Source organism: Niabella sp. ZPM-14, from assembly GCF_055693045.2.
Genome location: NZ_CM181148.1, coordinates 877,662 through 904,028, shown reverse-complemented (window position 1 = coordinate 904,028; position 26,367 = coordinate 877,662). Strand labels below are relative to the sequence as shown.

General features: G+C 44.2%; 36 protein-coding genes. 27 read left to right on the top strand and 9 right to left on the bottom strand.

Annotation, left to right across the window (positions count from 1 at the left end; all coding sequences use genetic code 11):
• Positions 1-6: 6 nt before the first annotated feature.
• The 6 genes from ACU37H_RS03785 to ACU37H_RS03760 form a co-directional block, all read right to left on the bottom strand.
• Entirely contained in the window at positions 7-3,147 is a 3,141-nt protein-coding gene (locus tag ACU37H_RS03785; protein WP_472703026.1) for a SusC/RagA family TonB-linked outer membrane protein, read from the bottom strand.
• A gap of 242 nt (positions 3,148-3,389) precedes the next feature.
• On the bottom strand, positions 3,390-4,103 hold the full coding sequence (locus ACU37H_RS03780) for a DUF2490 domain-containing protein (RefSeq protein ID WP_472703025.1): 714 nt from the start codon (positions 4,101-4,103) through the stop codon (positions 3,390-3,392).
• Positions 4,104-4,332: 229 nt separating this feature from the next.
• The gene (locus ACU37H_RS03775; protein ID WP_472703024.1) at positions 4,333-5,307 is read right to left on the bottom strand and encodes a hypothetical protein; all 975 of its coding nucleotides are present in this window, start codon (positions 5,305-5,307) and stop codon (positions 4,333-4,335) included.
• 7 nt (positions 5,308-5,314) lie between these two features.
• On the bottom strand, positions 5,315-5,878 hold the full coding sequence (locus ACU37H_RS03770; protein ID WP_472703023.1) for an RNA polymerase sigma factor: 564 nt from the start codon (positions 5,876-5,878) through the stop codon (positions 5,315-5,317).
• Between the two features lie 142 nt (positions 5,879-6,020).
• On the bottom strand, positions 6,021-6,608 hold the full coding sequence (gene rdgB / locus ACU37H_RS03765) for an RdgB/HAM1 family non-canonical purine NTP pyrophosphatase (protein ID WP_472703022.1): 588 nt from the start codon (positions 6,606-6,608) through the stop codon (positions 6,021-6,023).
• Entirely contained in the window at positions 6,605-7,129 is a 525-nt protein-coding gene (locus tag ACU37H_RS03760; protein WP_472703021.1) for a hypothetical protein, read from the bottom strand. Before ACU37H_RS03760 ends, rdgB begins: the two co-directional genes overlap by 4 nt.
• Before the next feature lie 67 nt (positions 7,130-7,196).
• On the opposite strand from ACU37H_RS03760, the gene ACU37H_RS03755 reads away from it, so the two are divergent.
• The 4 genes from ACU37H_RS03755 (at position 7,197) to ACU37H_RS03740 (ending at position 10,042) form a co-directional block, all read left to right on the top strand.
• Positions 7,197-8,261 carry a branched-chain amino acid aminotransferase gene (locus tag ACU37H_RS03755; RefSeq protein ID WP_472703020.1) on the top strand — a complete coding sequence of 355 codons (1,065 nt, stop codon included), beginning with the start codon at positions 7,197-7,199 and terminating at the stop codon, positions 8,259-8,261.
• A gap of 165 nt (positions 8,262-8,426) precedes the next feature.
• Positions 8,427-8,801, top strand: a complete 375-nt coding sequence (gene rpsL / locus ACU37H_RS03750; protein ID WP_114790683.1) for a 30S ribosomal protein S12 — start codon at positions 8,427-8,429, stop codon at positions 8,799-8,801.
• A 69-nt stretch (positions 8,802-8,870) separates the two neighbouring features.
• Positions 8,871-9,338 carry a 30S ribosomal protein S7 gene (rpsG, locus tag ACU37H_RS03745; RefSeq protein WP_472703019.1) on the top strand — a complete coding sequence of 156 codons (468 nt, stop codon included), beginning with the start codon at positions 8,871-8,873 and terminating at the stop codon, positions 9,336-9,338.
• A gap of 176 nt (positions 9,339-9,514) precedes the next feature.
• Complete coding sequence (locus ACU37H_RS03740) at positions 9,515-10,042, top strand: TlpA family protein disulfide reductase (RefSeq protein ID WP_472703018.1); 528 nt, start codon at positions 9,515-9,517, stop codon at positions 10,040-10,042.
• A 12-nt stretch (positions 10,043-10,054) separates the two neighbouring features.
• Here the strand turns inward: ACU37H_RS03740 and ACU37H_RS03735 are convergent, their stop codons facing one another.
• The 3 genes from ACU37H_RS03735 to ACU37H_RS03725 all read right to left on the bottom strand — a co-directional run bounded on the left by ACU37H_RS03735 (position 10,055) and on the right by ACU37H_RS03725 (position 12,723).
• Positions 10,055-10,318, bottom strand: coding sequence for an acyl-CoA-binding protein (locus ACU37H_RS03735; protein WP_472703017.1), 264 nt, complete (start codon positions 10,316-10,318; stop codon positions 10,055-10,057).
• Between the two features lie 120 nt (positions 10,319-10,438).
• Entirely contained in the window at positions 10,439-12,067 is a 1,629-nt protein-coding gene (gene pafA / locus ACU37H_RS03730) for an alkaline phosphatase PafA (RefSeq protein WP_472703016.1), read from the bottom strand.
• A 272-nt stretch (positions 12,068-12,339) separates the two neighbouring features.
• Entirely contained in the window at positions 12,340-12,723 is a 384-nt protein-coding gene (locus ACU37H_RS03725; RefSeq protein ID WP_472703015.1) for a hypothetical protein, read from the bottom strand.
• 401 nt (positions 12,724-13,124) lie between these two features.
• Here ACU37H_RS03725 and rpsJ point away from each other — a divergent pair, with 401 nt between their 5' ends.
• The 23 genes from rpsJ to map all read left to right on the top strand — a co-directional run bounded on the left by rpsJ (position 13,125) and on the right by map (position 26,276).
• Positions 13,125-13,430, top strand: a complete 306-nt coding sequence (gene rpsJ, locus ACU37H_RS03720) for a 30S ribosomal protein S10 (protein WP_008584585.1) — start codon at positions 13,125-13,127, stop codon at positions 13,428-13,430.
• Between the two features lie 301 nt (positions 13,431-13,731).
• Entirely contained in the window at positions 13,732-14,349 is a 618-nt protein-coding gene (gene rplC / locus ACU37H_RS03715; protein ID WP_472703014.1) for a 50S ribosomal protein L3, read from the top strand.
• A 35-nt stretch (positions 14,350-14,384) separates the two neighbouring features.
• On the top strand, positions 14,385-15,026 hold the full coding sequence (gene rplD, locus ACU37H_RS03710; RefSeq protein ID WP_472703013.1) for a 50S ribosomal protein L4: 642 nt from the start codon (positions 14,385-14,387) through the stop codon (positions 15,024-15,026).
• A gap of 76 nt (positions 15,027-15,102) precedes the next feature.
• Positions 15,103-15,402: a 50S ribosomal protein L23 gene (gene rplW / locus ACU37H_RS03705; protein WP_472703012.1), complete on the top strand. Its 300-nt coding sequence runs from the start codon at positions 15,103-15,105 to the stop codon at positions 15,400-15,402.
• A 109-nt stretch (positions 15,403-15,511) separates the two neighbouring features.
• Positions 15,512-16,351, top strand: a complete 840-nt coding sequence (gene rplB / locus ACU37H_RS03700; protein ID WP_472703011.1) for a 50S ribosomal protein L2 — start codon at positions 15,512-15,514, stop codon at positions 16,349-16,351.
• A 94-nt stretch (positions 16,352-16,445) separates the two neighbouring features.
• Positions 16,446-16,712: a 30S ribosomal protein S19 gene (rpsS, locus tag ACU37H_RS03695; protein WP_346238781.1), complete on the top strand. Its 267-nt coding sequence runs from the start codon at positions 16,446-16,448 to the stop codon at positions 16,710-16,712.
• Positions 16,713-16,797: 85 nt separating this feature from the next.
• A complete protein-coding gene (gene rplV, locus ACU37H_RS03690; protein ID WP_472703010.1) occupies positions 16,798-17,214 on the top strand; it encodes a 50S ribosomal protein L22 in 417 nt (138 codons plus the stop codon).
• 9 nt (positions 17,215-17,223) lie between these two features.
• Positions 17,224-17,979 carry a 30S ribosomal protein S3 gene (rpsC, locus tag ACU37H_RS03685; protein WP_472703009.1) on the top strand — a complete coding sequence of 252 codons (756 nt, stop codon included), beginning with the start codon at positions 17,224-17,226 and terminating at the stop codon, positions 17,977-17,979.
• 88 nt (positions 17,980-18,067) lie between these two features.
• Positions 18,068-18,490 (top strand): 50S ribosomal protein L16, encoded by a 423-nt coding sequence (gene rplP, locus ACU37H_RS03680; RefSeq protein WP_114790697.1) that lies wholly within the window; start codon positions 18,068-18,070, stop codon positions 18,488-18,490.
• Between the two features lie 24 nt (positions 18,491-18,514).
• On the top strand, positions 18,515-18,730 hold the full coding sequence (rpmC, locus tag ACU37H_RS03675; protein ID WP_472703008.1) for a 50S ribosomal protein L29: 216 nt from the start codon (positions 18,515-18,517) through the stop codon (positions 18,728-18,730).
• Between the two features lie 55 nt (positions 18,731-18,785).
• Positions 18,786-19,043 (top strand): 30S ribosomal protein S17, encoded by a 258-nt coding sequence (gene rpsQ, locus ACU37H_RS03670; RefSeq protein ID WP_114790699.1) that lies wholly within the window; start codon positions 18,786-18,788, stop codon positions 19,041-19,043.
• A gap of 146 nt (positions 19,044-19,189) precedes the next feature.
• Positions 19,190-19,558, top strand: a complete 369-nt coding sequence (gene rplN / locus ACU37H_RS03665; RefSeq protein WP_346238786.1) for a 50S ribosomal protein L14 — start codon at positions 19,190-19,192, stop codon at positions 19,556-19,558.
• Between the two features lie 84 nt (positions 19,559-19,642).
• Positions 19,643-19,978 (top strand): 50S ribosomal protein L24, encoded by a 336-nt coding sequence (gene rplX / locus ACU37H_RS03660; protein ID WP_472703007.1) that lies wholly within the window; start codon positions 19,643-19,645, stop codon positions 19,976-19,978.
• A 30-nt stretch (positions 19,979-20,008) separates the two neighbouring features.
• The gene (gene rplE / locus ACU37H_RS03655) at positions 20,009-20,584 is read left to right on the top strand and encodes a 50S ribosomal protein L5 (RefSeq protein WP_472703006.1); all 576 of its coding nucleotides are present in this window, start codon (positions 20,009-20,011) and stop codon (positions 20,582-20,584) included.
• A 23-nt stretch (positions 20,585-20,607) separates the two neighbouring features.
• A complete protein-coding gene (gene rpsN / locus ACU37H_RS03650; RefSeq protein WP_346238789.1) occupies positions 20,608-20,877 on the top strand; it encodes a 30S ribosomal protein S14 in 270 nt (89 codons plus the stop codon).
• Positions 20,878-20,993: 116 nt separating this feature from the next.
• Positions 20,994-21,392 (top strand): 30S ribosomal protein S8, encoded by a 399-nt coding sequence (rpsH, locus tag ACU37H_RS03645; RefSeq protein WP_472703005.1) that lies wholly within the window; start codon positions 20,994-20,996, stop codon positions 21,390-21,392.
• 99 nt (positions 21,393-21,491) lie between these two features.
• On the top strand, positions 21,492-22,046 hold the full coding sequence (gene rplF / locus ACU37H_RS03640; protein WP_472703004.1) for a 50S ribosomal protein L6: 555 nt from the start codon (positions 21,492-21,494) through the stop codon (positions 22,044-22,046).
• A gap of 79 nt (positions 22,047-22,125) precedes the next feature.
• Complete coding sequence (gene rplR / locus ACU37H_RS03635; RefSeq protein WP_472703003.1) at positions 22,126-22,482, top strand: 50S ribosomal protein L18; 357 nt, start codon at positions 22,126-22,128, stop codon at positions 22,480-22,482.
• A 27-nt stretch (positions 22,483-22,509) separates the two neighbouring features.
• Positions 22,510-23,028 (top strand): 30S ribosomal protein S5, encoded by a 519-nt coding sequence (rpsE, locus tag ACU37H_RS03630; RefSeq protein ID WP_472703002.1) that lies wholly within the window; start codon positions 22,510-22,512, stop codon positions 23,026-23,028.
• A gap of 84 nt (positions 23,029-23,112) precedes the next feature.
• On the top strand, positions 23,113-23,292 hold the full coding sequence (gene rpmD / locus ACU37H_RS03625) for a 50S ribosomal protein L30 (RefSeq protein ID WP_472703001.1): 180 nt from the start codon (positions 23,113-23,115) through the stop codon (positions 23,290-23,292).
• 125 nt (positions 23,293-23,417) lie between these two features.
• Positions 23,418-23,867: a 50S ribosomal protein L15 gene (gene rplO, locus ACU37H_RS03620; RefSeq protein ID WP_472703000.1), complete on the top strand. Its 450-nt coding sequence runs from the start codon at positions 23,418-23,420 to the stop codon at positions 23,865-23,867.
• Positions 23,868-24,067: 200 nt separating this feature from the next.
• Positions 24,068-25,408, top strand: a complete 1,341-nt coding sequence (gene secY, locus ACU37H_RS03615; RefSeq protein WP_472702999.1) for a preprotein translocase subunit SecY — start codon at positions 24,068-24,070, stop codon at positions 25,406-25,408.
• A gap of 67 nt (positions 25,409-25,475) precedes the next feature.
• Entirely contained in the window at positions 25,476-26,276 is an 801-nt protein-coding gene (gene map / locus ACU37H_RS03610) for a type I methionyl aminopeptidase (protein ID WP_472702998.1), read from the top strand.
• Positions 26,277-26,367 lie beyond the last annotated feature (91 nt).

The following is a 26,367-nucleotide window of genomic DNA, read 5'->3' as shown; positions in this document are numbered from 1 at the left end:
TGTTTTTTAGAATATCAATTGAAAGCCTATGTTGTATCTTTTATTAGGAGGGTAGGCGAGGCCGTTTTCTCTAACCTCGGGATCCCACAATTTGAACTTGGAAAAAACAAGCAGGTTCTCGCCGGTGAAGTAGATCCGGCTTCCCTGTTTGATGCCCCAGCGTTGCAGGATCTTGGGGCTGTAGCCCAGCTCCACAGATTTCAATCTGGTAAAAGATCCGTCTCTTAACCACCAGGAAGATTGCTGCGTATTGTTATTGATGGGTTCGGTAGATAACCTTGGCCAGAACGCATGAACGTTAGGGTCGGTTTCGCTCCAGTAGTCATCAGCGATGATCGCTAAAGCATTGCGGCGGTTAGCGAATGGTGCAATACCGTAGCGGCCTGCGCCGGGGTTCACTTCGTCCGTTGCATTGATAAAGAAAGAAGTGCGGGCGCTTCCGTTAAAGAAGAAAGAAAGGTCTACCACTTTGTAAAGGATCGATGCACCAAAACCGTACTGGATCTCAGGTACAGTGGGATAGCCCATCGCAACCCGGTCGTTGTCGTTGATCACCCCGTCATTATTGATGTCCTTGTATTTGATATCACCAGCCATATAAGGACCAAAGTCCTGGTAAGGTGAGTTCTGTATTTCGTATTCATCAACAAAAAGCCTTTCAGCTACCAGGCCCCATTGCTGGTTGATATTGCTGCCCAGTCTTTTCAGGTATTCATCGGGGAAATCTTTCTCATCGATTTTTACCAGTTTGTTCGTGGCATACGTGAAGTTACCTCTCACTGAAGCCCATATATCAGGTGTGATATTTTTCTGGTAATCGATCGATGCTTCAAAACCTCTGGATTTTACTTCGCCCACGTTACCGCTGATGGCTGCTTCGAGACCTGCAGTGGAAGGAAAGTTTTGTCTTACCATGTAGATCTTGCTCCTGGTATCAGAGTAAATATCGAATGTGGTTTTCAGGGATTCGTTGAACAGGTTCATCTCTAATCCCATGTTTATTTTTTGAGATTCTTCCCAGGTAATATTCGGGTTGGCGTACCTGTTTACAGTGTAACCTGGATAAGCATTCATGAAGTCTGCACCCCAGCGGTAGCCGGTAGGAATCGTGCTGGTACCTGTTGATAAACGTATGTCAGACAGGTAGAAGAAACGACCGGCACGGCCTGCAATCGCATCGTTACCCACGATACCCCAGGAACCTCTCAGCTTTAAAGTGCTGATCACATTTTGCAAAGGTTCCCAGAAACGCTCGTTGGAAACCGTCCAGCTACCACCCACAGAGGGGAAGAAGCCGTATTGCTTGTCACCGGTGAATTTTTCTGAACCGTTATAAGCGTAAGCAAACTCTACTGCATATCGTCTGTCGTATGAGTAAGTGGCCCGACCGGAGTTACCCATATTTCTTTGAGGCAGCGTTTCGTAAATAGAAGTATTGTTACCGCCGGTAAGCAATTCTTCCTGCATCATACCTACAGTCATCAACGAAATATTGTGACGGTCAATGATCTTATCCCAGTTGAAACGTGCTTCGAAATAGGTCAAACCATTCGCATCGCGTCCGGGGATCACGTCGCCCAGGAAGAGCTGTGTATTCGTGGGTGTGAGCGGAAACAGGGTGTGTTGCCTGGTAACCTGGTCATAAGATTCAAGATCGTAAAAGGAAGGAGAGTAATACCTCAGGCCGGAGTATCTGCCCCAGGTCTGGATCGAAGCTTTTCCCTGCACCTTCAAGCCCTTAAGTATAAAATCCAGGTCCTGCATCAACGTGGCCTGGGCAATGATCGTGCTTTCATTTCTTTTTTCATATCCCCTGATCATCTCCGCATAAGGGTTGATCTTGATAGCTCCGTTTACAAACGAGCTTCCGAAAAGGATGTGCTCTGTAAACTGGTTCGCGCTGTCGGGTTCATATACTGCGGGGAAATCTACAGGGTTGCTTTGCATCACCATGCGGAAGATGTCAGAAGCCGACCTGTAAGGACCGTTGTAATTTTCAAAACGTCCGCTGATCCTCGTATCCAGCTTGGTCGATGGCGTAAGTTTGAAGATCACGTTCGAGCGGATAAAGGAGCGGGCGATTTTAATGTTATTATTAAAGTTGCTGCGATTGTCCACCTTTAATAATCCCGACTCTCTGTCTACCCCTGCTGACACGTAGTAAGTAGCCACTTTACCGCCACCGGACAGGTTCACGTTGGCTTTCATATTGGTGGTGTAAGGATTGAACAGCTGCTTGTGCCAATCAACATTGGGATAGATCATCGGGTTCTCTCCCGATGCAGTGGATTGTATTTTTTGTTCGGAGTAATAGGGACCTAATATGGGGTCTCTGGTTAAACGGGCCTCATTGTACAGCTTCATGTATTGCACACCGTCGAGCATTTTGATGGTGCGCACCGGAGCCGTAGCGTTCACATCGATCCGGGCGCTCACTCCCAGAGGCCCGTCTTTACCGGACTTGGTGTTAACGATGATGATACCATTGGCTCCGCGTGCCCCATAGAGTACCGTTGCTACGGCATCTTTCATGATCGAGAAAGATTCGATGTCATCCGGTTGCAGGCGGGCCAGGTTGTCCGTAGTCGACTCGAAACCGTCGATCAGGATCAGCGGTGAAGCCTGGTAACCAAATGTGGTTACGCCTCTCACGAAGAACTGCGCATTATCCGCGCCCGGTTCTCCGGAGAGCTGGTAGGAAATGACCCCCGGTATGCGCCCCGCGAAGGAGCTCGTAAGGTTGGAAGAGGGAATGCGGAGGTCCTTGGCATTGACCGTGGTGATGGCGCCCACCACACTGGCTTTTTTCTGCTTACCGAAGGCTACTACCGTGACTTCGTCAATTTCACTGGCCTCGTCGTAAAGCAGTACTTCCACAATGTTTTTGTCGCCGACCACCTCCTTGTGTGATCTCTTCCCCACAAAGGAGAAGGTAAGCGTGTCGCCGACAGATGCGGTGATGGAAAATTCACCGTTGTTGTCGGTTTGGGTTTGGAGCATCGTGCTGGACACACTGACACTTACTCCTGGGAGCGGGGCATTGTTGTCACCGTTTTTGACAACCCCCGAAATCGATTTTGCATCCTGGGCAAAACAAGCCACATGCAAAATTCCGGACAGCAGAATTCCTAGAAAACTGATTCTCATTTTTGATTGGTTATTTTGATTTGTTAAGGGCTTAATTATATAAGCAGATCAAGCAAGCGTTTCGGAGGAACTTTTGGTTTTTTGTTTATGGGCTATCGTTATTCCGAACCGTCGTTATGTTAAAGATGTGGTAAAAAATAATACCTTCCAAAAAAAAGTGTAACTTTTTTTGTAAAAGGAAGCGCTGCTGCTAAAAGGATTTAGCAAAACTGCTTAAATGTTATGTTTTGATGAAATGTGGCTTAGAACCGGGTGGTCACCTGCAGTTGCGCTACGTTGTTCACTGTGTTAGCCCCGGACCCTTTCACAAAAACGTTCATGTAGCCGGCTTCTACATCGATCTTGGGAGAGATCCTGTAGCCCGCAGCAATATAGGCCCTGTTTTGATCAAGGAAGTGGTTATTGGTATTTTGCTGGTTGTGAATATTGGCAAAGACCTCGTTCTGCAATGCGGCGAAAGGTCCTTGTTTAAAGCCGTTTTCCGCAGCGATCAGCGGCTGCACGTGCCGCAGGAAATAACGGAATCGTTGCGCAAATACCCTGTTGTTTGCATTCGCTTTTTCAATAAAACGTTGTTCCAGCCGGAAACGATGGCTCAGGTTGCCGGTAAAGACTGGATGCGATATAATATATTGTTCCCAGATACGGTGCTCGGTAAGTGTGTTGCGGGCGCTGCCGTCTGTCTTCGTGAATGTCGGTGTATACAGATAGCCTAAGGTGACATTCTGGTTGGATTTGATATAGTAAGTCAGACCGGGCCTTACCAGTACGTTACGGACGCCATCCCAATCGTCGTGGCTGCGGACCTGGAGGTCAAAATGCAGTCCCCATTTCTCATTAAACTTAGTGCTGTTCATAAAGAAAAACCAACCGGTTTGCTCATGATTGGTCTGTGCTTTTGAAACATGATTAACAAATAAGATCAGGATGATAGCGGCTGCAAATTGTTTAGTCATTTCTTTAATGAATGGTTTAAAACGGAAGGGCGAAGGTAATACAAATCGCTGAGACGAGGCGCCCGTAGGAATTGGCTCACGCATCTAAAATAGTAACGCACCAAGAGGACAAGTGTTTTAAAGCAACTTTTAAAATGAAAGATGGGTGATATTAAAAAATGCACCGCTCAGGTGCATTGTATTTTTGTTGATAATGATATTGTCTATCTGGATGTGGTATCGTCAGGTCTTACAGCTTTGTATCTGCGCTGCCCTCTTCGCTGGCGATATCCAGGATATCGAGGAAGTTGTCAGGGGAGGAGGGGGTATTGCTGCTGGCCATTTCTTTCTGCCATTTGGAGATCTGATCGTCGCAGCTGTGATCGGCTCCTGCGATACAATCGGCCATATTACTCACTTTGCGGGACATGCGCACAACGTTGCCATCCTGCGTCATAAGAATGATATAACGGTTCTGTAGTTCCTTGTTGCGCTCGATAGAGACACTATATGCGTTTCCGAGATTTGTTTTAATACCTTGCAACACCTGTTGAGGTGAATTAGATACTTTTGGCGTTGCTGTGGCAACACCCTCCGTGCTGACAGCAGGAACCTGCGATCCGTTACCGGCGGTGTACGTGGGCGTTTCATCACGCAGAATGAAAAACGCTGTTACGCTGATGATAGCGATAAAGCAAGCTGCTGCGGCATATTTCAACCAGCCATGATGCATGGGAACCACCAGCGAAGGTTTTTCGCCATCCAGCTCTTTTCGGATGTCCATCCAAACAGTACCAGGAGGATTAACCTGCAGGTGCGCCAGTTTGCGTTCTATCGTCTCTAATGCTTTCTGATCGTCGAGTTCTTTGGTAATGTTATCCCAGGCGGCTGCAGGAGGGGGCATCTCCAGACGGGCCAGTTTTTTCGCCAGCAGGTGGTCATCTGCCTGATCGTCCAACGTCCCGGCAATCTGGTTCCAGGCAGCCGGAGGCGGTGTTACTTCGATATTGTATAATGATGAGGCGATCTTTTGTTCCTGGTCTTCTTCGTCAAGGGAAGCGGCGATGCGGTTCCACAAGCCCGCCGGAGGTGTTACCTCAAGAGAGGAAGCAGCAGCAGCGAGCGCCTTGTTCCGATCCAACTCATCCAGTTCCGCGGAGATGTTGGTCCATGCGTCAGCCGGTGGCACTACTTCTGATTCATATAATTTCTTAAGGCTGTTCATGGTAAATTTACTTCGATCTGTCTTCAATATGTTTTCTTACTAAATCCTGTAAAAGTGCTTTTGCCCTTGAAAGCTGAGATTTACTGGTGCCCTCACTGATGCCCAGCATATCCCCGATCTCTTTGTGGGAGTAGCCCTCTACAACATACATGTTAAAAACGGTGCGATAACCTGGAGAAAGACGCGTGATCAATTCTAAAATATCCTTTTCGGCTAATTCGTCCAGCGCGGATACATATTTTCCCTCGATCGTATTCTCTTCTTTTTCGGTAACTGGCTGCAGGTACTTTTTTCTTCTGAAATATTCGATAGAAGTATTTACAAACACCCGGCGAACCCATCCTTCAAAAGAACCATCGCCTCTGAAACTGTCCAGTTTTTTGAAAACCTTGATAAACCCATCCTGTAAAATATCCTGTGCTTCTTCCGCATTGGAGGCGTAACGTAGGCAAACTGCATACATTTTAGGAGAGAAACGCTTGTATAGCTCCTCTTGCATTCTACGATCTCCTTCGATGCACCCTGTAATTAAGTCGCTTTCTTCAATCGTATGGTTGCGTATCGGTTCCAAATTTCTTAAAAATTTAAAAAGTTTTTTTTCAAACGTACATAAAATTTCTCATCAATGACGGCAGCGGAAGATGGTTTCCACATTTTTATGATATTCTTGAGGGGTTGATCTATAAGCTGAAACCCACCGCTGACGCGACCTTTTATGGACGCTGATTCTCGCTTTTCAGCCATGCCACCAGCTGAGCCAAAGCCTTGGCCCGGTGACTGTACTCCTTCTTGTCTTCGATGCTCATCTCTCCGAAACTCAGGTTGCTTCCGTTGGGTATGAAAACAGGGTCGTATCCGAAGCCCTGGTTGCCCCGGCGTTCTTCGGTGATCTGTCCCTCACAGACCCCTTCGAAATAATATTCTTTGCCTTCCATGATCAGCGAGATGACGGTCCGGAATCTCGCACGGCGGTTGCCGACGCCCTGCATTTCCTGGAGCAGCTTGTCGATATTGTCTGCATACCAGGGTTCCCCGTCGGAATATCGTGCACTTTTAACGCCCGGTGCGCCGTTCAGTGCTTCCACCTCGAGACCGGTATCTTCACTGAAACAGTTTTTCCCCGTGAGATGAAAGATCACGCTGGACTTCTCCGTGGCGTTGGCCTCCAGCGTGTCATGAGGCTCGGGAATATCCTTTTCGATGCCCGCTTCCTTCAGGCTGATGATGTCAAATTCATCGGTCAGCGCGTTTCTTATTTCCTTTACCTTATTGATATTATTTGTAGCAAAAATCAGGGTCATAAATTAAATATTTTTTTTAAACCGGTCCACAACAGGCCTTTCGCCGGTTTATCGTTTTGCAGCTCTTCCAGCGGCGCTGCCTGGATCACGGTGTAGTTGGCAAAATGCTGCACCTGGTAGGGTGGTATATTAAAGGGCAGTCCGAATTCCTGGGAGGTAATACCGAATAACAACACCACTTCTGATTGAAAGTGATCCAGGATCTGGTTGCTGTCTGCCTGTTCGTAATTCTTCATATTGATCAGCGCCACGTCATTGAGTCCGAGATGGCAGGCTTTCAATAATTGTGTCAGGAACTCCAGCTGCGGATCGGGGAGGTTGGGGATACCGTCGTAGACCACCGCCACCAGTACCTTCTTTTGATTGTGCCCTAAAACTTTCCATTCTTTAGGAAGCGGGGTATTTTCTTCTTTTTCCGGATGGGGAAGCAGCGAATCGCTCTTTTTTTTCGACTCAATAAGACTGGACGGATAGAGTTGCGTTAGCAGATAGGGTGATAAAGTGATTTCGTTCAAGCTCATACAGTGCGGTAATTTTAACGCGTGTTCGTATCTTCGCAATAACAATAATAGTCAAAAATAACATTTTATGGTAGAGGCAGTTCAAATACCTGTACAGCGCATCAAAGAAAGTAAATTAGCTCAGGTAGATTTTGCGAATCTTGGTTTTGGTAAGTATTTTTCTGATCACATGCTGGAAGCAGATTATGTCAACGGCGAATGGACCAGCGTCAGGATCAGGCCTTACCAGGAGCTAGGGTTTCTTCCTGCTCTATCGGTCTTACATTATTCTCAAACCATATTTGAAGGGCAGAAAGCTCATAAAGACGAGAATGGTAATATTCATATTTTCAGACCTCATGAAAACTGGAAGCGGATGAACCGCTCGGCAGAGCGTATGGCAATGCCGCAGATTCCGGAAGAGATCTTTATTGACGGGATGAAACAACTGATCGAGCTGGATAAGGATTTTATCCCTTCGGGCTATGATGAATCGTTGTATATCCGCCCGTTCTTGTTCGCTTCGGAAGAAACGCTGGGCGTAAAAGCTTCTAATTCTTACAAATTCGTGATCATTACCGGTCCGGTAGGGTCATATTTCTCCGCGCCCGCGCGTATTTATGTAGAAGAAAAATATACCCGCGCTGCGCCGGGAGGAACCGGGGCCGCTAAGACAGGTGGTAACTATGCCGCTTCTTTGCTGTCATCCGCCGAGGCGAGAAAACTGGGCTACGACCAGGTACTTTGGATGGATGCTATCGAGCACAAATACGTGCAGGAGGTAGGCGCTATGAACATATTCTTTATTATAGGTGATAAGATCGTTACGCCGGATCTTACAGACGGAACGATTCTCGGGGGCATTACGCGCCTGAGCCTGATCGAAATGTTTAAAGATGCGGGTTATGAAGTAGAAGAAAGACGGGTATCTATTGATGAGATCATTGAGGCTTATAAAAGTGGCCAGTTGAAAGAAGTGTTCGGATCAGGAACGGCGGCCACGATCAGCCATGTAAAAGAGCTGAAATACAAAGACTTCGTAATGGAGTTTGATGTAGAGACGATGACTATTTCGGCAGCGATGAAGACCCAGTTGCTGGATTACAAGGAGCATAAGCTGGGAGATAAGTACGGTTGGCTGGAGAAAGTGTAGTCGCTCCTTAAAAGATCTAAAAGTTTTTGATAGCCTGCGGCTGAAATCGCAGGCTATTTTATTAAAAAAGGTCTGCTTACATTAGATCTCGAAAATAGATACAAATTATTTTGTTGATTCAAATTCTTACCCTACCTTTGCCGTCCAAAAATTAAAGGACAAGGAATGCCTACAATTAACCAGTTAGTACGTAAAGGAAGACAAATCATTAAAGCGAAGAGCAAATCAAGGGCTTTAGATCAGTGCCCTCAGCGCCGTGGCGTTTGTACACGTGTATATACTACTACACCAAAAAAACCTAACTCAGCGCTTCGTAAGGTAGCGAAAGTGCGTTTAACTAATAAAATTGAGGTCATTGCCTACATTCCGGGAGAAGGCCACAATCTGCAGGAGCACTCTATCGTGTTGATCCGCGGAGGAAGGGTAAAAGATCTTCCAGGTGTACGTTATCACATCGTTCGTGGTAGCCTGGATACTGCAGGTGTAAAAGACCGTAAACAAAGCCGTTCCAAATACGGTACTAAGAAGGCAAAAAAATAAGTTGACAGTTATCTGCCGGGTGGCCGATGACGTTATTGAAAAAATATCAGATTTAAATAATTAAAGATAATGCGTAAAGCACAAGCCAAGAAACTCCCTTTAGCGCCAGACCCTAAGTTTAATGATAAACTGGTTACACGCTTTGTAAACAACCTGATGTGGGAAGGTAAAAAAAGTGGTGCATTCACTATTTTTTATGATGCGTTGGATAAAGTAGCCAAACAAACTAATGAAGATGGCTACGAGGTTTGGAAAAAGGCATTGGCAAACGTTACTCCTGCTGTAGAGGTTCGCAGCCGCCGTATTGGTGGTGCTACTTTCCAGATTCCTTCAGAAGTACGTGCCGACAGAAAAACTTCTTTAAGCATCAAATGGCTGATCCGTTATAGCCGCGAGCGCAATGGTCGCAGCATGGCTGACAAGCTGGCCAACGAGATCGTTGCAGCGAGCAAAGGTGAAGGTGCCGCTTTCAAAAAGAAAGAAGATACGCATCGTATGGCTGAAGCCAACAAGGCGTTCGCTCACTTCAGAGTTTAAAAGTTTATTTCTCTCCATAGAGAAATCGGAAATAGCTTTAAAAGCCCGTCGACTTTTGTCGGTGGGCTTTTAACGTTTGCTGAACACCTGTTTCTTTTAATTTTGTTTCGCCTTTCCGGATGCATGCCGGATACGGATGGTGAGCCATACACGGTTGAACCTATAAAAACAGAGGAATGAAGTACTGCTTACTTACGATATTATTTTGTGTCTCGATATTCATATCCGCCCATGCTCAATCCCGGGCCGAGCAGCTAAAGGAGTATGCCATTGGAAAACGCTATCCCGATTTCCAGGTAAAAAAGGAAAAGGAACAAGTAACGCTCAATGATCTTAAAGGCAAAGTGGTTTTTATCAATTTTTGGTTTGATAGTTGTCCGCCGTGCCGCGCGGAAATGCCGGGGCTTGACTCTTTATACCAGTCCTTAAAGGATAGCAAGGATTTTGAATTTCTGGCGCTTACTTTCGAAGATAACCCCACCATTAAGTGGGTAAAGAAAAAGCGCAAAGTGAATTTTCCCATGTATTCTATAAGCGCACAGGAGTGCCGGCGATTGAGTTTTGGTGCCGGCTATCCCACGAATATTATCCTGGACAAGCAAGGCGTGATACGATACATCCAGGTCGGTGGCCATCGCAAGAAGGAGCAGGCAACGGAATATATTCTCAACGTGCTTCGTCCGAAGATCATGGAGCTATTATAAAAAAACGCAAGTCTATTGTCCCGCTTTCAACTGTGCTATCAGTGAAATGTAATCCTGCATGGCCGCGTCCTTTGTAGTGCCTTTCATGTCACTCCAGGCGTCGTGCTTGGCTTTATTCACAATGTCGAAGGGATTGGAAGGAGGGTCAGTGTTGATATCGCCCACTGTGGCCTGTTTGTACAGTGCATACAATTTAAGTAAAGTAGCGTTGGAAGGTTTTTCTGCTAACTGCTTACTTTCAGTTACTGCCTTTTCAAATTGTTGTATAAGGTCCATCGTTTTTTTGTTCAAGATAATAGAAGCCCGGGACAAGAAAGCGCACGGACAAAAATCTTGTTCGCCGTCAACAAAAAAATGCCACCGGTAGGGTGGCATTTTACAAACAAACAAAAAGCGTTATTGAGTAATTTCAGTAATAGCTTTTCCGACGCAGCCGCTGGGCATTTGGATGCGCAGTAACCCGGCGAGCGTGGGCGCTATATCGGTCATATTCACTTCGCGGTTCGTTTTACCGGGCTTTACACCCCATCCCATCCATACCAGAGGGATGTGCGTGTCAAACGGGTTCCAGGTGCCATGTGTGGTTCCGGTGCCGTTGTAAGCACTTTCAAACCAGCCGGGAAAAGGGATGATCTGTACAGGACCGGACCTTTTTGCATTATACCCGTTGATAGCCCGCTCTTTAATGGCCTCAGGGACGGGTTCCGCGCCGATATTCTCCACATCGATGACAAACTGCAGCTCCGGCTGCTGTTTTAAGTATTCGATTGTAGCCGCTTTAATAGCTTTATAATCCAGTTTGTTCTCGCGGATCTTCACGTTGTTGAAGTTGATCTGGTAGTTGTTATCAGATAAGACAATTTTGTCTTCTTTAAATTCTTTTTTCAGGGCTTCGTTCAATCCGGCAATGATCTTATTGCTTTGCAGGAAGTCGGCCGGCATTTTATTCTCTTTCAGAAAATTGATCGAATGGGCGGCCCCATGGTCGGCGGTGAGAAACACGAGGTAGTTGCCTTTACCCACTTTTTGATCGAGGTATTTAAAGAAGGCGCCCAACTCTTTATCCAATCGCAAATACACATCTTCTACTTCGATGGAATTAGGCCCGAATTTGTGGCCTACATAGTCGGTCGATGCGCAGTTGATAGTCAGGAAGTCGGTAGCCGCGCCGTTCCCGAGATTGTTCCCATCCACTGCGGCTTTTGCAAAGTCGAGCGTTAAGGTGTTGCCGTAAGGAGAAGTGCGGATCACATCTCTATCTGTTTTGTACAGGTCACTCAGGTCGTGAGGAAAAGAAGAAGTTTTTTCACCTTTGAAACGGCCTTCCCATTTTACATCATCCGCTGTGCTTTGTTTGTAAGTATTAATGGGATACAAGGTTGTCCAGGGTTTGGAAGTTAGCCTGGTAGGCTCGTCTTTAGCGTTGAAATCCTTCACCCATTGGGGAAGCTCATTCATATACCAGGTACTGGTGATGAAATCTCCTTTCGCATCGTCAAACCAGAAGGCGCCTGTGGGATTGTGGCCCGCCGGCAGGATCGATGCCCTGTCTTTCAGAGAGACGCCAATCACTTTTGATTGAAAGTTAGTAGCCAGGCGAAGCTCGTCCGTAATGGTGGTAGCCAATAAATTCCTGGGCGACATCTTCCCGGCTTTCGAGCTGCTTCCTACTGCGGTAACAGTAGAGTCATCAGTGCAATAGACGCTCTTCCCGGTGGCCTGGTCCACCCAACCGTTGCCGGCAATACCATGAATAGCAGGCACAGAGCCGGTAAACACCGTCGTGTGCCCCACAGCGGTATAAGAGGGAATATAATTGATAAATGCATTTTCACAGCTAAAGCCTTCATTTAGCATGCGTTTGAAACCGCCGTTGTTATCATAACGATCATAATAGCGATACAAATAGTCCCAGCGCATCTGGTCAACTACAATACCTACAACAAGTTTAGGGCGTTTAAGGGGCTGGGAAAAAGAGCAAAAACTGATACTTAAGAGGAGAAATGGGAGCAATAAACGTTTCATTAATAATACTTTTTTCCAAAAATAGGAATTGCATCATGGAAACGCCCAATAAATTTATGATGATAATGTTAAGCAGGGCAGGAGCGCCTGCTGCTCAAAGGATGCATGAAATCATTTACTCATGCACAAATAATATTACTGATTTTATACAATCTTACATCGCACTGGGGTACTTATGGAAGTAATATGCTTCCCAGTTCCGGTGATGTCGACTTCCTATAAGCCACCTTCAGTCCGTGCAGGTCAGTAGCTGTTATGATAGCTAATACCTATCAGGGCAAACCCAGTTCCAGGCCAAGGCTGGTACCTGTCCTTGAATACTCTTTCGCGACCACGCCATTTTTTAAGATTTGAGCCTTTAGTGTGGAGGTCGCAGATGCGCCCTTGGCATACACTACGATGTATGCATTTCTTTGTTTTAGTTGGTAGGTCTCACTCTCATACTCATTAGCTTCTGCTTCTTCCGGAACGGTAATTACCTCGGAAGCGCCGTCATCATTTGTGTTGTACCTTATCGAAGTGATTGTAATATCGTCTGAGCCCTCCAGGCGGTATTGAATATCATAGATGTTTTCGTCGATTTTCTCCTTGGTGCAGGAAGTGATGGTAGTTAAGCTCACGAGGAGGAGCAGAGCGGTTAGCCATTTACAATTCATATACATTAGTTTTGTGGCGCTAATATATGACAAATGTAGTATATATCATACAGCAAGAATTAACTTTTTTTAAGATGAGCTAATAATCTGTATGTTTTTTAAAAGGCAGCCTGCCCAATTGACAAACGTACTGTCCATCTTGATATCTAAAGGAGGAAGTATTTATGGTTACTGGTCCATTGCGGTCTTACCATTGTCCGGTGAGGACCTAAATGAGTATCTTTAACGAAGAAACAATCCGTTGGCTTTGGCCGGGCAACTGTTTCCGGGCTGCCCAATCGTGTTGGAACCGTCTTTTTTCAGGAAATTCAACTATTTGGTAAAATTAATTCTTTAAAAATTAGATTATTTCATTTCTTCACTGTACATTTGCACTCCCATTTCAAAAAGGGTATCTAACAATGTCGCAAAGAATCAGAATAAAATTACAGTCTTACGATCACAACCTGGTTGACAAATCAGCTGAGAAAATCGTGAAAACTGTACGTAGCACCGGCGCTGTAGTAACAGGCCCCATCCCTCTGCCTACACACCGTAAAATATTCACCGTTCTTCGCTCTCCACACGTAAACAAAAAGAGCCGTGAGCAGTTTCAATTAGCTACTCACAAGAGATTGTTGGATATTTATACGTCTTCTTCCCGTACTGTGGATGCTTTGTCTAAATTAGACCTTCCCAGCGGTGTTGAAGTTGAGATCAAGGCCTAAGGCCCCGCACGCCGGAAGCTCCTCAACAGGAGAGGCGATGCACCACAAGTTCTTATCAAAATAATTCGTTATCTCTCAACCTCCACCATCCGGCGGAAGGGAAAAGAGCACTAACACAAATAAATTCCTTCAGGTTCGCAAATCGGCGGGCAGAAGGTTACACATAAAACAAGCCGTTCAGGGTTTGTTTACTGTCAGTACTTCCTGAAAAGGGAAAAGGTTGACAGCAAACGGGGATCGATTAAAGCACGCATCTGTGCTTCAAGTCCCAATAATCCTGCAAGGCATAAAAATTAAAAAGATGAAAGGTATTATTGGGAAAAAACTAGGGATGACCAGCATCTACGATCCTTCGGGCAAACAAACCGCCTGCACGATCATTGAAGCAGGTCCTTGTGTTGTAACACAGGTTAAAACGAAAGACACTGACGGGTACGATGCATTACAGGTATCATTCGGTGACAAAAAAGAAAGCCGCACTAACCAGGCCGAAAAAAACCACTTCGCAAAAGCTAACACTACAGCTAAAAAGTTTTCAACAGAATTTCGTGATTTCTCAATAGAAAAAGCCTTAGGCGAAACTATTAACGTTGACATTTTCTCTGAAGGGGAAAAAGTTAGCGTTGTTGGCACGTCTAAAGGTAAAGGTTTCCAGGGTGTTGTAAAACGTCATGGTTTCCACGGGGTAGGTGAGCAGTCTCACGGTCAGCACGATCGTCAGAGAGCTCCGGGTTCTCTGGGTAACTCATCAGATGCCAGCCGCGTAATGAAAGGTATGCGCATGGCAGGCCGCATGGGTGGCGACAGGGTGAAAATGAAAGGTTTGAAAGTGGTAAAAATATTCCCTGAAAAGAACTACATCCTGGTAAGCGGATCTGTTCCCGGACACATCGGTTCTATCGTTTTAGTTCAAAATTAATTTAACCCCAAACCTGAACATATAAATTAAAGAAAATGCAAGTTGAAGTTTTAAATATACAAGGTAAGGGTACTGGTCGTTCAGTAGAATTGCCCGATGATATTTTTGGTATCGAACCAAACGACCACGTAATATACCTCGCGGTTAAGCAATATTTAGCTGCACAGCGTCAGGGTACCAACAAAGTAAAAACCCGTGCTGAGGTAAAAGGCTCCAGCAAAAAGTTACACAAGCAAAAAGGAACCGGTGGTAGCCGTAAAGGTAACATCCGTAACCCTTTATACAAAGGTGGTGGTACGATCTTCGGCCCTAAGCCCCGCGATTACAGCTTTAAGCTGAACAAGAAAGTAAAAGACCTGGCTAAGATCTCTGCACTTTCTTACAAAGCAAAAGAAAGCGCGATCGTAGTGGTAGAAGATTTAAACATCGATGCGCCTAAAACAAAAACATTGACCGGTGTATTAAAAGCACTGAATGTTGGCGACAAAAAACTGATGTTTGTTTCTGATGTGCTGAACGATAATGTAGAACTGTCTTTACGCAATGTACCTTCTGTTTTAGGTGTATCGCTGAGCGATCTGAACACTTACGACATCGTTAATTCAGAAGTAATTGTACTGACAGAAAGCGCTGCAAAAGTTTTCTCTGAAGAGGAAGAAGTGGTAGCCGAAGCGTAATAATATTATTTGGAATGAAAGAGGAGAGGTTTTGGAAATCTCAAGTCTTAAATCTCGAATCTCAAATTAAATAAAGATGAATCCTTCTCAAGTTTTAATAAAACCGATTTTAACCGAAAAGGCAAATGCACAGCAGGAAAAACTGCGCCGCTATGCGTTCAAGGTTGATAAAAGATCTAACAAGTTGGAGATCAAAAAAGCGATAGAGACTTTTTACGGTGTAACTGTAACCAGTGTGAACACTGTAGTAGCTCCTGCTAAAAACAAAACCCGCTACACTAAAGCCGGTTTTATCCAGGGTCGCAAACCTTCTTACAAGAAGGCTTATGTAACCGTAGCAGAAGGTGAAGAAATTGATCTGTACGCAAACCTGTAAGTTCATGGTTAATGGTTCCTCCGGATGTATTATCTGAACCATCAACTAAAAGAAAGGCAAACAACCGCCGCGAAGTGTTGCAATAAAAAACTGAATAGACGAAATTAAAATGGCAGTAAAGAAATTCAAACCGATGACAGCCGGAACCCGTTGGAGAATCGGGAATGCTTTTGCTGAAATCACTACCAACGAGCCTGAAAAAAGCCTGTTGGAAACTAAAAAAAGCACTGGCGGTCGTAACTCTTCTGGTCACCTGACAATGAGATACAGAGGTGGTGGACACAAGAAGAAGTATCGTATTGTAGATTTTAAAAGAGATAAGCGCGATATCGAGGCGACTGTAGTATCGATCGAGTATGATCCGAACCGTACCGCGTTTATTGCACTGGTTGAATATACCGACGGCGAAAAGCGCTACATCATTGCCCCACAAGGGTTGACTGTAGGCACAAAGATCATCAGCGGTGATGCCGTAGCTCCTGAAGTGGGCAACGCACTGAAGTTGAAAAACATGCCTTTGGGTACCAACGTTCACAACATTGAACTGAACCCTAACCAGGGTGGTAAATTATCCCGCAGTGCTGGTTCTTCTGCTCAGTTAACGAACAAAGAAGAAAAATATGCGGTATTAAAAATGCCTTCCGGTGAGTTGAGAAAAGTATTGATTAACTGTTATGCTACCGTTGGTGTAGTAAGCAACAGCGATCATAGCCTGCAAAGCATGGGTAAAGCCGGTAGAAACAGGTGGAGAGGTATCAAACCAAGAAACCGTGGTGTTGCGATGAACCCTGTAGATCACCCGATGGGTGGTGGTGAAGGCCGCGCTTCTGGTGGACACCCACGTAGCCGCACCGGTAAATACGCTAAAGGTGAGAAAACAAGGACAAAAGGTAAGGCTAGCGATAAGTTGATCATCCAGCGTAAAAACGGTAGCAAACTGGCAAAATAAAAATTGACAGATAACAGATGACAGTTGACTGATCAAAATGAAGCCAGGCTCAACAGAAATCAGAAATCTCAAATCAGAAATCAGAAATTAAAATATGGCTCGTTCAATTAAAAAAGGTCCTTATGTAGCGACTCACTTAGAGAAAAAAGTGTTAGCGATCAACGAAGGAAAAAATAAAAAATCGGTGATTAAAACCTGGAGCCGTCGCTCTACTATTACACCCGATTTCGTAGGCCACACTTTCGCCGTACACAACGGTAACAAATTCATCCCGGTTTATGTAACTGAGTTTATGGTAGGCCACAAGTTAGGTGAGTTTGCGCCAACACGCCAGTTCAAAGGTCACGCTGGTGGTAAATAATAAGAATAAGTAAAGAAATTATAACAAGGTAGGTTTAAAGCAGCGAGGACTCAAAACTTTAAACTTTAAACTTTAAACTTCTAAAATGGAAGCAGTAGCAAAACTTAGAAATTATCCGACTTCACCCCGTAAAATGAGGCTGTTAGCAGATCTCATCCGCGGTCAGAGGGTTGACTTGGTATTGGCTGAATTAGAGCACAATCCCAAACATCCTGCCGTGCCTCTTCGCAAGCTGGTGTTAAGCGCTATCAGCAACTGGAAACAAGCGAATGAAGGTGGTGACGAAACCGGATTGGTGGTAAAAACTATATATGTTGATGGTGGCAGAACTTTAAAGCGCATGCGTCCTGCACCACAGGGCCGCGGATACCGCGTACGCAAGCGTAGCAATCACGTTACTTTGATCGTTGACGTGAAAGGCGAAGAAGCTCCTAAAAAAGCTAAAGCTGCAACTAAAAAAACTGCCGCTCCAAAAAAGACAAAAGAAACTAAAAACGCATAACCAATAAACATGGGTCAAAAAGCAAATCCAATTGGTAACAGGTTAGGTATCATCCGCGGATGGGAATCTAATTGGTATGGAAGCAAAAGAGATTTCGCTTCTAAGTTGATAGAAGATAACAAAATCAGGACTTACCTGAACGCCCGTATCAATAAGGGAGGTATTTCTAAAATTGTTATTGAAAGAACTTTAGGAAAGTTAATCATCACGATTCATACATCCAAACCAGGTATCATCATTGGTAAAGGTGGTGGAGAGGTTGACAGGATCAAGGAAGAGTTGAAGAAGCTGACTGGTAATGACGATGTACAGATCAACATTCTTGAGATCCGTCGCCCTGAAACTGATGCGATGATCGTAGGCGATACTATCGCCCGTCAGATCGAAAACCGTATCAATTTCAAACGTGCTACAAAAATGGCTATTGCTTCTGCACTTCGCATGGGTGCTGAAGGAATCAAGGTAAAACTGAGCGGCCGTTTAAATGGTGCTGAGATCGCACGTAGCGAAGAATTCAAACAAGGTCGTGTTCCTTTGCATACGTTCCGTATGGATATTGATTATGCCAATGTATTCGCACAAACGGTATATGGTAAAATCGGTATCAAAGTATGGATCTGTAAAGGTGAAGTATTAGCGAAGAGAGACCTGAACCCTAACTTCATCGCAGGTAACGATAAAAATACCAGCGGTGGCGGAGAGCGCAGAGATCGTCGTGATGACAGGAGAGGAGAGCGCCGCGGTCAAAGAGAGAGAAAAAATTAAAAAGTATTGAGTATTAAGTATTAAGTATTGAGAGCGGGCAATTAATCAAGATCTGTAATCTAATACTGAGTACTAAAATCTAAATTATATGTTACAACCGAAGAGAACAAAGCACAGGAAAATGCAGAAAGGTCGCATGAAAGGCGACGCAAAAAGAGGTACTACCATATCTTTTGGTTCCTATGCTTTAAAAGCGTTAGACTCTCATTGGATTACTGATCGTCAGATCGAAGCAGCCCGTCAGGCACTTACCCGTAGCATGAAAAGGGAGGGTAACGTTTGGATCCGTATTTTCCCTGACAAGCCTATCACCAACAAGCCTGCAGAGGTGCGTATGGGTAAAGGTAAAGGTAACCTGGAATATTGGGCAGCTGTGGTACAACCAGGCCGTATCATATTCGAAGTAGATGGTGTGAGTGAAGAAGTTGCGCGCAGGGCATTACAATTGGCTTCCGGTAAATTACCGATCAAGACCAAATTCACTATGCGCAGAGATTTAGTCACTAATTAATTCGCCACTCTCAAATATAAAGTCATGTCAAAAAAGAAAGAATTTTTAGATAGCGTAAAAGGATTAAGTGTTGAAGATTTGAAAGTGCAGTTGGAGCAAGCCAAACAAAGGCTGAAAAAGCTGGAGTTTGCTCACGCGATCACTCCGCTTGAAAATCCGATGTCAATCCGCAGCCTGCGCCAGGACATTGCACGCATTCAAACATTGATCAGCCAGAAAAACACGGTTGAACAAGCATAAGATATTTTGATGTGAAAGCATCAAAACTATAAGTCAAAACGGCAAATTATTTAAAATGTCTGAAAGAAATTTAAGAAAAACAAGAATAGGGGTTGTTACCAGCAATAAGATGGAGAAAACCATAACTGTTGCTATCGAAAGAAAAGTGAAACACCCTATCTACGGTAAGTTTTTGAAAAAAACGACCAAGTTTCATGCACACGACGAAAAGAACGAGTGCAGCATTGGTGATACCGTTAAAATCATGGAAACCCGCCCGCTGAGCAAGTTGAAGCGTTGGAGGTTGGTTGAAGTTGTAGAAAAAGTTAAGTAAGATTAGAATTTAGTATTTAGATATTAGTATTTAGACTCTTATCTTAAAATACGATACTAAACTTTAGTAAAATATTGTAAAGAAAATGATTTTGGAAAAAGAGGTCTTAATCTATCATCTAAAATCTGACATCTAAAATCTAAAAAATGATACAGCAAGAAAGCAGGTTAAATGTAGCAGATAACAGCGGCGCGAAAGAAGTTCTTTGTATTCGTGTGTTAGGTAACAGCGGCCAGCGTTATGCCAGAATCGGCGATAAAATTGTAGTTACCGTTAAAGATGCAATGCCTGCAGGCGGTATTAAAAAAGGTACAGTGGCTAAAGCCGTAATTGTACGCACTACTAACAAACTGCGCCGTAAAGATGGTTCTTATATCAGGTTTGATGACAATGCAGTAGTGATTCTGAATGCCGCCGACGAACCAAGAGGTACGCGTATCTTCGGCCCTGTAGCCAGGGAACTCCGTGATAAAGGATACATGAAGATCGTATCATTGGCACCTGAAGTTCTATAATCCCCGGATCCCTGAACGGGATCAAGGCGGAACCGAAATATAATTATTTAATAAAATAAAATCGTCCCTTTAGGGATCTAGGGTATGAGCAACAGATTTAAACCCAAGTACAACATTAAAAAAGGCGACCAGGTGGTTGTGATAACCGGTGCGGATAAAGATAAAACCAAACCACGCCTTGTAAAAGAAGTATTGGTGGAAGAAGGTAAAGTATTGGTGGAAGGCGTTAACGTCAAAACCCGCCACACAAAGCCTTCTGCGCAAAACACTAAAGGTGGCATCGTAAAAAGCGAAGCGCCTATCAACATCAGCAACGTGATGTTGTGGGATGCCAAAGCCAAAGCGCCTTCCAAAGTAAAGCGTGAGCGCGAAGAAGGCAAGACTGTCCGCGTATTTAAAAAATCGGGCGAAAAAATTTAATCTTTTTAGCGATTAAAAACAACAAAGATCATGAGCACAAAATCATATACTCCAAGGTTGGCAGAAAAATATAAAAGCGAAGTAGCGCCTGCTTTGGTTAAAAAGTTTGCTTACAAAAGCGTAATGCAAGCTCCTAAGCTGGAAAAAATTTGCGTAAACCGCGGTGTGAACGGTGCTGTTACCGATAAAAAGCTGGTGGATGTGGCTGTAGACGAGCTGACAACCATTACAGGTCAGAAAGCGGTGATAACACAATCCAAAAAGGACATCTCCAACTTTAAACTTCGTAAACATATGCCTATCGGTGCAAGGGTAACTTTGCGCGGCGAAAAAATGTACGAGTTTTTAGACAGGCTGATCTCTGTTGCTTTACCCCGTGTACGTGATTTCAAAGGTATCAACGAAAAATCTTTCGACGGTCGTGGTAACTATACCATGGGTGTAACCGAGCAGATCATTTTCCCTGAGATCGATATCGACAAGGTAAACAAGATCACCGGTATGGACATCACTTTCGTAACCACTGCTCAAACAGATGAGGAAGCTTACGAATTGTTGAAAGAGCTGGGTATGCCTTTCAAAAATATTAAAAGAACCGCTGAGTAATTAATAAAACTGAATAAAATAAAATGGCAAAAACTTCAATAAAAGCCCGTCAGCTAAAAAGAGAAAAATTAGTTGAGCAATATGCGGCTAAAAGAGAAGAGTTGAAAAAAGCCGGTGATTATGCCGCTTTAGATAAGCTTCCTAAGAACTCATCTAAAGTTCGCTTAAAAAACCGTTGCCAGCTTACAGGTCGTCCTAAAGGCTATGTTCGTTACTTTGGTATCTCCAGGGTAGCATTGAGAGACATGGCGTTGAACGGTAAAATTCCGGGACTTAAAAAAGCCAGCTGGTAATTAAGTGAGATGCTGGATGCGTGATCCCGGATTTATTAAATTTTCAAAATCGGGCATCAGACACAGGCATCAGGTATCCAATATTAAATTAACAATATTCAATCTTAAATAAGATTATGGTAACAGATCCTATAGCAGATTTCTTAACAAGAATACGTAACGCACAAATGGCGGGTCACCGTGTAGTTGACATTCCTGCATCCAACCTGAAAAAGCGTATGACTGAGATCTTGTACAAGCAAGGTTACATACTGAAGTATAAATTCGAGGATGACAACAAACAAGGCGTTATTAAAATAGCTTTGAAATACAATGCTGATACTAAGCAGCCTGCTATCCAGAGCCTGGAAAGAGTAAGCCGTCCCGGTCTTCGCCAATACGCAAAACCTGCTGATATCCGCAGGGTGAAAAACGGTCTGGGTGTTGCGATCCTGTCCACCTCAAAAGGTGTATTGACAGACAAAGAAGCCAAAGCTCAGAATGTGGGTGGTGAAGTGCTGTGTTATATCTACTAAGAAGTATAAAGCAGCTGCCAATACATTAAGCCGGGCCTATGTAGGCTGATCGGTTGGCAGAAGGTAATAATAAATCGAAAATCTTTAAACGACAATCAAATGTCTCGTATAGGTAAAAAAATCATTACTGTTCCCGATGGAGTAACAGTTCAGGTAGCAAACGACAACGTTGTTACCGTAAAAGGAAAGAAAGGCGAACTGAAACAAGCCATCAATCCTGAAATCAAAGTAGAAGTTAAAGATGGTCAGGTGACATTGAGCCGTCCAACGGATCAGATTCACCACCGGGCACAACACGGTTTATACCGTGCATTGCTGGCCAACCTGGTTCAAGGCGTAACTGACGGATTCGAAAAGAAAATGGAGCTGGTAGGGGTAGGTTACAAAGCTACTAACCAGGGCAATCTGCTGGATCTGTCTTTAGGATATTCTCACAATATCATTGTTGAAGTTCCCAAAGAACTGACTGTGGCGACTGAGCAACTTAAAGGACAAAACCCCATCATCACTATTTCCGGTAGCGACAAGCAATTGGTAGGTGCTGTATGTGCGAAAATTCGCAGCCTCCGCAAACCAGAGCCTTACAAAGGAAAAGGTGTACGTTTTGTAGGTGAAATCGTAAGGAAAAAAGCTGGTAAGTCGGCAGGTAAATAAAAGTTTTAAGTTAACAAGTTGAAAAGTTAACAAGGTCTGCAAAGCCTGTCAACGTATCAACATATCAACTATATACAAGATGTCAAACGTAAAATCATTAAGAAGACTCAAGATCCGCCACACAATCCGCAGAAAGATCAGCGGTACTACGCAGAAGCCAAGGTTGGCGATATTTCGCAGCAACACTGATATTTATGCGCAGTTGATCGATGACAGCAAAGGAGTAACTATTGCTGCGGCGTCTTCAAAAGATAAAGATATTCAGGCTCAAAGCGGTACAAAAAGCGATAAAAGCAAATTGGTAGGCGCAGCTATCGCACGCAAAGCAGGTGAACTTAATGTTAAAGAAGTGGTATTCGATCGCGGTGGTTACCTGTATCATGGACGTGTTAAAGCCGTTGCAGACGGTGCAAGAGAAGGCGGTCTCCAATTTTAATAAATACTATAATTCTAAATAGAAATAATGTCAACAGTTACGTACAACAAAGTAAAAGCAAACGATCTTGAGTTAAAAGACAAGGTGGTAGCTATAAACCGTGTGGTAAAAACCACAAAAGGTGGCCGTGCTTTTAGTTTTTCAGCTTTAGTAGTAGTAGGCGATGGTAATGGTGTTGTAGGCCATGGATTAGGCAAAGCAAAAGAGGTTCAGGAAGCTATTACAAAAGGTATCGAAGATGCAAAGAAGAACCTGATCAAAGTTCCTATCTTAAAAGGTACTATCCCTCACGATCAGTGGTGCAAAGAAGGCGCTGCTAAAGTGATGATACTGCCTGCAACGCCCGGTACCGGTGTTATCGCGGGAGGTTCTATGCGTGCGGTTTTAGAGGCAGCTGGTGTACACGATGTATTAGCAAAGTCTATGGGTTCTGCTAATCCTCACAACGTGGTAAAAGCAACATTTAAAGCGTTAGCTATGTTGCGCGAGCCGGTAACCATTGCTAAAACACGCAACTTAGGTTTAAAGAAAGTATTTCAGGGATAAAAAGGCTGTTTCAAGTTTGATGTTTAAAATCAATGCATAGGCACAACTTTAAACACTAAACTTTAAACCTTAAACAAATTCGACATGAAAAAAGTAAAGATAACATTGGTAAAAAGCCCGATCGATCGTCCGCAGAGACAAAAACTGACTTTGCAGGCTTTAGGCTTAAACAAAACCAACAGCAGCAAAGAAGTTGAAGCTACTCCACAGGTGCTCGGTATGATCCGCAAGGTAGAGCACATGTTGAAAGTAGAAGAAATTTAATTTTTTGATTACGAATGTAGAATTTGAGGTGTAAGTGTTATACATTTGCAAACTTTAGTTCTACATTTATTTTTTTATAAAAGCGAGCCTCCGCTTTGAGGCGTAAGTAAAACAAAAGCAACAAGATGAAATTACATGAACTGAAACCTGCAAAAGGTTCTACACACAAAGAAAAAAGAATTGGTCGTGGTGAAGGTAGCGGATACGGTGGAACGTCTACCAAAGGTAACAAAGGTGGTCAAAGCCGTGCAGGTTACAAAAGTAAGATGGCACACGAAGGTGGCCAGATGCCTATCCAGCGCCGTGTTCCCAAAAGAGGCTTCAAAAACCCGGGTAAGATTACTTATAAAGTATTCAACGTGGGCCAGTTCGATCACTATGCAGAAGTATATGGTCTGACTGAATTTACTTTCGACAGCCTTTATGAGATCGGAGCTGTAGCCAAAACTGACAAGGTTAAGATCCTGGGAAACGGAGAGTTGAAAGGTAAATTCAACTTCAAAGTTCACGCTATAAGCGAGAAAGCAAAATCTCTTATAGAAGGGGCTGGCGGAACTGTTGAAATTTTAAATTAATTAGTATAAGTTATTTGACGCACTACGGGTGCGTCATTTAGCTTTGACGATTGTTTGATTAAGAGGAGACGTCTCTAAGTTCCCGGTCCGAATGCCAGCCGACGAAGACGTTCTGGCGGGTCGACCCGGATGAATAGTTCTGAAGGGAAATCAGCCGCGGGCTCTTGACCAATATCACTAAAAATTCAAGAGAAAATCAGGTGAAAAAATTTATTAAAACATTAAAGAATATCTGGAGCATTGAAGAGTTGAGGAGCAAGATCCTTTTTACTTTAATGCTTGTAGCCGTATACCGGATCGGTGCTCATATCACCCTTCCAGGTATCAATCCTATTGCTTTAGAACAGTTAAGCAAATCCCAAACGCAAAACGGTATCCTTGATCTGATCAACACGTTTGCCGGCGGAGCGTTTAACATGGCTTCTATTTTCGCGTTAGGGATCATGCCCTACATTACTGCTTCGATCTTTGTACAGCTGATGACTGTGTTGGTGCCTTCTTTCCAGAAGATGCAGAAAGAAGGAGAAAGCGGCCGTAAAAAGATCAACCAGATCACCCGTTACATCACGATCGTAGTAACCTTCGTTCAGGCTTTTGCTTATGTTGCCTACCTGCGCCAGACTTCCGGTCCGGCAATCGTTCCGGGCTACGGAGCTACCTACTTTACATTAACGACTGTGATCGTGTTAACAGCCGGAACCATGTTTGTAATGTGGCTGGGTGAAAAGATCACCGATAAAGGTCTGGGTAATGGTGTATCGTTGTTGATCATGATCGGTATCCTTGCTCGTTTGCCTCAGTCCGTTGCGCAAGAGCTGGCTTTCCGTTCAGAGCGTAGCGGTACTATTTTGATCTTCATTATCGAGATTGCCTTATATATCGCTATCAATATGGGTTGTATCCTGTTGATCCAGGCCGTAAGGAAAGTACCGGTAAACTATGCAAAACAAATTGTCGGCAACCGGCAGTTTGGCGGTGCAAGACAGTTTTTACCTTTAAAAGTAAACAGTGCCGGTGTAATGCCAATCATCTTTGCACAGGCGATCCTGTTTGTACCCACCTTGTTCACCTTAGGTAGCAATGGCGGAAACCTAAGTCGCATTTTTACAGATCATACCAGCGGTTGGTACATGCTGATCTATTCGGTGGTGGTGATAGGATTTACCTTCTTATATACCGCCCTGATCTTTAATCCCAAGCAGATCTCAGACAATCTGAAACAGAACAATGGCTTTATTCCCGGTGTAAAACCTGGTCAGCCTACAACTGATTATATCGGTACGATCATGGACAGGATCACTTTCCCCGGAGCCGTTATGTTGGCCTTCGTAGGTATCCTGCCTGGTATCATCCAATTGATCTTCGGCATGACACAAAGCTTCGCTATGTTCTTCGGAGGTACTTCACTGCTGATCATGGTAGGTGTAATTCTCGACACTTTACAACAGATCGAAACGCAATTGATGATGCGCCAGTACGATGGTCTCATGAAAAGCGGTCGTATCCAGGGCAGACAGACGGCCTCTGCGGTACAGATCTAGAATATATTATTATTGACATCGAAAACCCGGTAGCAAATACCGGGTTTTTTTGTGAAATTTGCAGGTTATGATCATAATTAAGACTGAAGAGCAGGTAGAGCTGATGCGTAAAAGTGCCTTGCTGGTAAGTGAGACACTAAGCGAAGTAGCTAAAATCCTTAAACCAGGTATCACAACCCTATTCCTTGATGAATTTATCGGGTCTTATATCCGGGACCGCAACGCCGTACCGTCGTTCCTGAACTATCACGGCTATCCTTTCAATTCGTGCATTTCTGTCAATGATGTCGTAGTGCACGGTTTTCCCAACAAGAAAGAATTAAAGGAAGGAGACATCGTATCAATTGACGTAGGCCTGATCCTTAATAAATGGCATGGAGACCACGCCTACACATTTGCTATCGGTGAAATTCCATCCGATGTGCAGCAGTTGATCCGGGTGACCAAAGAGTCGCTGTATAAAGGCATAGAAAAGGCAGTCAGCGGTAACAGGATGGGCGACCTGGCCTTTGCCATCCAGGAGCACACCGAAAAGAGGCATGGTTACGGAGTCGTACGAGAATTGGTGGGACATGGGCTCGGACAGAGCCTGCACGAAGACCCGCAGGTGCCTAATTACGGCCGTCGAGGCACAGGGACGATGCTCAAAGAGCGGATGGTGTTAGCTATCGAGCCGATGATCAACATGGGCAAAAAAGAGGTGTTTACCGAATCTGACGGCTGGACCGTTCGCACCAAAGACGGCAAGCCATCCGTTCATTTTGAACATGATGTCTGCGTGAGAAGAGGAAAGGCCGATATATTATCGAACTATTCAGCCATCGAGCAGGCAGAAGAGGAAAATGCGAACCTTTTTGTTTGCCGATAGCGGGAAATTTTCAGTTTCAATCAAAGCCTGAGCTTCTCAATTTTGTCATTAAACTTCTCAACATCACTCAAAAATCTCTCATAATAGTTGG

What these genes read in the sequence shown, in the direction of transcription:
- ACU37H_RS03785 (WP_472703026.1), bottom strand. Translation starts at nt 3,147, where the DNA reads ATGAGAATCAGTTTTCTAGGAATTCTGCTGTCCGGAATTTTGCATGTG.
- ACU37H_RS03780 (WP_472703025.1), bottom strand. Translation starts at nt 4,103, where the DNA reads ATGACTAAACAATTTGCAGCCGCTATCATCCTGATCTTATTTGTTAAT.
- ACU37H_RS03775 (WP_472703024.1), bottom strand. Translation starts at nt 5,307, where the DNA reads ATGAACAGCCTTAAGAAATTATATGAATCAGAAGTAGTGCCACCGGCT.
- rdgB (WP_472703022.1), bottom strand. Translation starts at nt 6,608, where the DNA reads ATGACCCTGATTTTTGCTACAAATAATATCAATAAGGTAAAGGAAATA.
- ACU37H_RS03760 (WP_472703021.1), bottom strand. Translation starts at nt 7,129, where the DNA reads ATGAGCTTGAACGAAATCACTTTATCACCCTATCTGCTAACGCAACTC.
- ACU37H_RS03755 (WP_472703020.1), top strand. Translation starts at nt 7,197, where the DNA reads ATGGTAGAGGCAGTTCAAATACCTGTACAGCGCATCAAAGAAAGTAAA.
- rpsL (WP_114790683.1), top strand. Translation starts at nt 8,427, where the DNA reads ATGCCTACAATTAACCAGTTAGTACGTAAAGGAAGACAAATCATTAAA.
- rpsG (WP_472703019.1), top strand. Translation starts at nt 8,871, where the DNA reads ATGCGTAAAGCACAAGCCAAGAAACTCCCTTTAGCGCCAGACCCTAAG.
- ACU37H_RS03740 (WP_472703018.1), top strand. Translation starts at nt 9,515, where the DNA reads ATGAAGTACTGCTTACTTACGATATTATTTTGTGTCTCGATATTCATA.
- ACU37H_RS03735 (WP_472703017.1), bottom strand. Translation starts at nt 10,318, where the DNA reads ATGGACCTTATACAACAATTTGAAAAGGCAGTAACTGAAAGTAAGCAG.
- pafA (WP_472703016.1), bottom strand. Translation starts at nt 12,067, where the DNA reads ATGAAACGTTTATTGCTCCCATTTCTCCTCTTAAGTATCAGTTTTTGC.
- ACU37H_RS03725 (WP_472703015.1), bottom strand. Translation starts at nt 12,723, where the DNA reads ATGAATTGTAAATGGCTAACCGCTCTGCTCCTCCTCGTGAGCTTAACT.
- rpsJ (WP_008584585.1), top strand. Translation starts at nt 13,125, where the DNA reads ATGTCGCAAAGAATCAGAATAAAATTACAGTCTTACGATCACAACCTG.
- rplC (WP_472703014.1), top strand. Translation starts at nt 13,732, where the DNA reads ATGAAAGGTATTATTGGGAAAAAACTAGGGATGACCAGCATCTACGAT.
- rplD (WP_472703013.1), top strand. Translation starts at nt 14,385, where the DNA reads ATGCAAGTTGAAGTTTTAAATATACAAGGTAAGGGTACTGGTCGTTCA.
- rplW (WP_472703012.1), top strand. Translation starts at nt 15,103, where the DNA reads ATGAATCCTTCTCAAGTTTTAATAAAACCGATTTTAACCGAAAAGGCA.
- rplB (WP_472703011.1), top strand. Translation starts at nt 15,512, where the DNA reads ATGGCAGTAAAGAAATTCAAACCGATGACAGCCGGAACCCGTTGGAGA.
- rpsS (WP_346238781.1), top strand. Translation starts at nt 16,446, where the DNA reads ATGGCTCGTTCAATTAAAAAAGGTCCTTATGTAGCGACTCACTTAGAG.
- rplV (WP_472703010.1), top strand. Translation starts at nt 16,798, where the DNA reads ATGGAAGCAGTAGCAAAACTTAGAAATTATCCGACTTCACCCCGTAAA.
- rpsC (WP_472703009.1), top strand. Translation starts at nt 17,224, where the DNA reads ATGGGTCAAAAAGCAAATCCAATTGGTAACAGGTTAGGTATCATCCGC.
- rplP (WP_114790697.1), top strand. Translation starts at nt 18,068, where the DNA reads ATGTTACAACCGAAGAGAACAAAGCACAGGAAAATGCAGAAAGGTCGC.
- rpmC (WP_472703008.1), top strand. Translation starts at nt 18,515, where the DNA reads ATGTCAAAAAAGAAAGAATTTTTAGATAGCGTAAAAGGATTAAGTGTT.
- rpsQ (WP_114790699.1), top strand. Translation starts at nt 18,786, where the DNA reads ATGTCTGAAAGAAATTTAAGAAAAACAAGAATAGGGGTTGTTACCAGC.
- rplN (WP_346238786.1), top strand. Translation starts at nt 19,190, where the DNA reads ATGATACAGCAAGAAAGCAGGTTAAATGTAGCAGATAACAGCGGCGCG.
- rplX (WP_472703007.1), top strand. Translation starts at nt 19,643, where the DNA reads ATGAGCAACAGATTTAAACCCAAGTACAACATTAAAAAAGGCGACCAG.
- rplE (WP_472703006.1), top strand. Translation starts at nt 20,009, where the DNA reads ATGAGCACAAAATCATATACTCCAAGGTTGGCAGAAAAATATAAAAGC.
- rpsN (WP_346238789.1), top strand. Translation starts at nt 20,608, where the DNA reads ATGGCAAAAACTTCAATAAAAGCCCGTCAGCTAAAAAGAGAAAAATTA.
- rpsH (WP_472703005.1), top strand. Translation starts at nt 20,994, where the DNA reads ATGGTAACAGATCCTATAGCAGATTTCTTAACAAGAATACGTAACGCA.
- rplF (WP_472703004.1), top strand. Translation starts at nt 21,492, where the DNA reads ATGTCTCGTATAGGTAAAAAAATCATTACTGTTCCCGATGGAGTAACA.
- rplR (WP_472703003.1), top strand. Translation starts at nt 22,126, where the DNA reads ATGTCAAACGTAAAATCATTAAGAAGACTCAAGATCCGCCACACAATC.
- rpsE (WP_472703002.1), top strand. Translation starts at nt 22,510, where the DNA reads ATGTCAACAGTTACGTACAACAAAGTAAAAGCAAACGATCTTGAGTTA.
- rpmD (WP_472703001.1), top strand. Translation starts at nt 23,113, where the DNA reads ATGAAAAAAGTAAAGATAACATTGGTAAAAAGCCCGATCGATCGTCCG.
- rplO (WP_472703000.1), top strand. Translation starts at nt 23,418, where the DNA reads ATGAAATTACATGAACTGAAACCTGCAAAAGGTTCTACACACAAAGAA.
- map (WP_472702998.1), top strand. Translation starts at nt 25,476, where the DNA reads ATGATCATAATTAAGACTGAAGAGCAGGTAGAGCTGATGCGTAAAAGT.